Genomic DNA, 2,203 nt, shown 5'->3' with positions numbered 1-2,203 from the left:
GGTTCGAGTTGCATATCTGTCCGACCCCCAAAATAACGTACTGGGGTAACCGAGTGGTTATACGAACAGACCTATGTTGCTCGTCGCAGTAAGTTCAGCGCCTCGAACGGCGGGTAAGTCCGGATAGTGTTGAAAAACTCAAAAATGCAAGAGGTTCGAGTTTATTGCGAACCGGCGAACCGGCGAACCGTCGATAAAGTCCAAAGCCAATTTCGATGACAGTTGTTGAGATGCCTTGTCCAGCCCCAATTCTATGGGCCAGTTTTGAGCAAGGTTTCTGGAACGGGCGGTCGCATGTTTAGAGCCTGATGGGGTCTGACACGATTGTACTGTCTAAGCCAGGTATTGATGACGATCTGAGCCTGTTTGGTGGTGTGGAACCATTCTGCGTTGAGGACTTCCCGGCGCAGAGTGCCATTGAAGCGCTCGTTGTATCCATTCTCCCAAGGTGATCCCGGGTAGATTTGGATCGGCTTAATGCCCACCTTTCTTAACCAGGTCTGCAGGGCCGTTGCGATGAACTCCGCGCCGTTGTCGGAACGGATGTGTTCGGGCTTCCCGTGCCGCAATAAGAGTGGGTAGAGCGCATCCAGCACGTCTGCGCTGTTCATCTTCGGCTTGACCGCTACGCAGAGCGCCTCACGGGTATACTCATCCAGCACCGTCAGCATCTTGTAGCTCTGTCCGTTGCTCAGCTTGTCGTGGACAAAGTCAATGCTCCAGATGTGATTGGGATGTTGCGGTCGGAGCCGGATGATCGAGCTGTCCTTGTGGTACAGCCGTTTGCGTTTCTTGTGCCGTTGTGGGAGCTGCAAGCCTTCTTCGCGCCATAGTCGTTCGATCTTTTTATGATTGACTGCCCAGCCTTCGACACGCAGCAGCTCGGCGACCTTGCGGTAGCCGTAGCGCCCATACCGTTTGGCCAATCGGATCATCGCCAGACGTAACGCCTCATCATCCTTTGGCGCTGCGCGGTATTGCAGCGTGCTCCGCGCCAATCCAATCACGCGACAGGTGCGCCGTTCAGAGGTTGCCAGCTTTTGTCGGGTGTGGACCACGGCCTGACGAAGCTGGTCTGCCGTCAGGCCTTTGGCTTTAGATAATCAAGGCTCTCCTTGAGAATGAGTTTGTCCAGTTCAAGCTCAGCCACGATTTTCTTGAGCCGATCATTCTCTTTCTGCAGCGCCTTCAGATTGGCCATCTCAGATCGTCCCATCCCACCAAACCGCTTGCGCCATGTGTAATAGGTCGCATCACTGACACCAGCCGTTCTGCACGCCGTCGCGACATCCGAACCAGATGCCAGGCCCAGCTCAATCTCGCGCAAAAGCCGCAGAATATCTTCGTCCGAATACCGTTTCCGCGCCATCAATCCCGTCTCCAAAACTAAGCCAACTGTGGCACAGTTTTAGGGGGCCAAGACAGTCTCGCCTCCAAGAGTTGCTATGAGACGGTTGCGATTTTGGTCCAAAGTGAAAGCTGGATGCATAAACTCAGTGATTAGTGAGGTGCGTTCGATACCACCGATACTATAGGTGGTACCCCAGCTGTTGTTCATGACGTGCGCACCGGCATCGATTGAGCGGTTTATGGCATCACGCCATATCTCTACAGTGTTAGGGGTGGTCAATTCGGTGGTGGTGCCCCGTGCTCTTATTCCCTTGAAGATGACAAGCTCGGATACAAAGGCAACGCCGTGTATGCCTTCACCGTCTTTCCTGGCTGCAGCGATGCGGGCGACATGCGTGCCATGACTGGCAGAGCTAGAACCGAAGGGTTCAGAAATATCTTTGGGGTCTCCGACAAAGTAGGACTGGCTGTGGTCAAAGTCGATTTTCCCTTCGAACTCCGGATTGTCGACATCAATGCCCGTGTCCAGGATTGCAATCTTTACACCTTGCCCTCGTGCGCCCTTTGCGTATCGCACATCGGCTCCAATCAAAGACAGGCCCTCGTTTCGGTTGAATTCCGGGGTTTGGTAGTAGGCGGGATCGTTAGGGCCGGGACCTGGATTGGGACCGGGAGCTGGGTTGGGACCGGGGCCTGGGTTGGGACCGGGGCCAGGGTTGGGACCGGGGCCCGGGTTGGGACCGGGGCCTGGATTGGGGCCGGGGCCTGGGTTGGGACCGGGACCCGGGTTGGGACCGGGAGCTTGGTTGGGACCGGGGCCTGGGTTGGCACCGGGGCCTGGGTTGGGACCGGG

General features: G+C 56.1%; 1 protein-coding gene and 1 pseudogene. Both read right to left on the bottom strand.

Features of this window, described 5'->3' with window-relative positions; all coding sequences use genetic code 11:
• Nucleotides 1-251: 251 nt before the first annotated feature.
• Nucleotides 252-1,369, bottom strand: a pseudogene (locus tag ACR0NY_RS19035) (IS3 family transposase).
• Nucleotides 1,370-1,408: 39 nt separating this feature from the next.
• Nucleotides 1,409-1,942 carry a S8 family serine peptidase gene (locus tag ACR0NY_RS19030; RefSeq protein ID WP_480771296.1) on the bottom strand — a complete coding sequence of 178 codons (534 nt, stop codon included), beginning with the start codon at nt 1,940-1,942 and terminating at the stop codon, nt 1,409-1,411.
• Nucleotides 1,943-2,203: the final 261 nt, after the last annotated feature.

The sequence above is a fragment of the Ruegeria sp. BJ5 genome (assembly GCF_056537865.1).
This window is presented reverse-complemented; position numbering and strand designations above follow the sequence as displayed.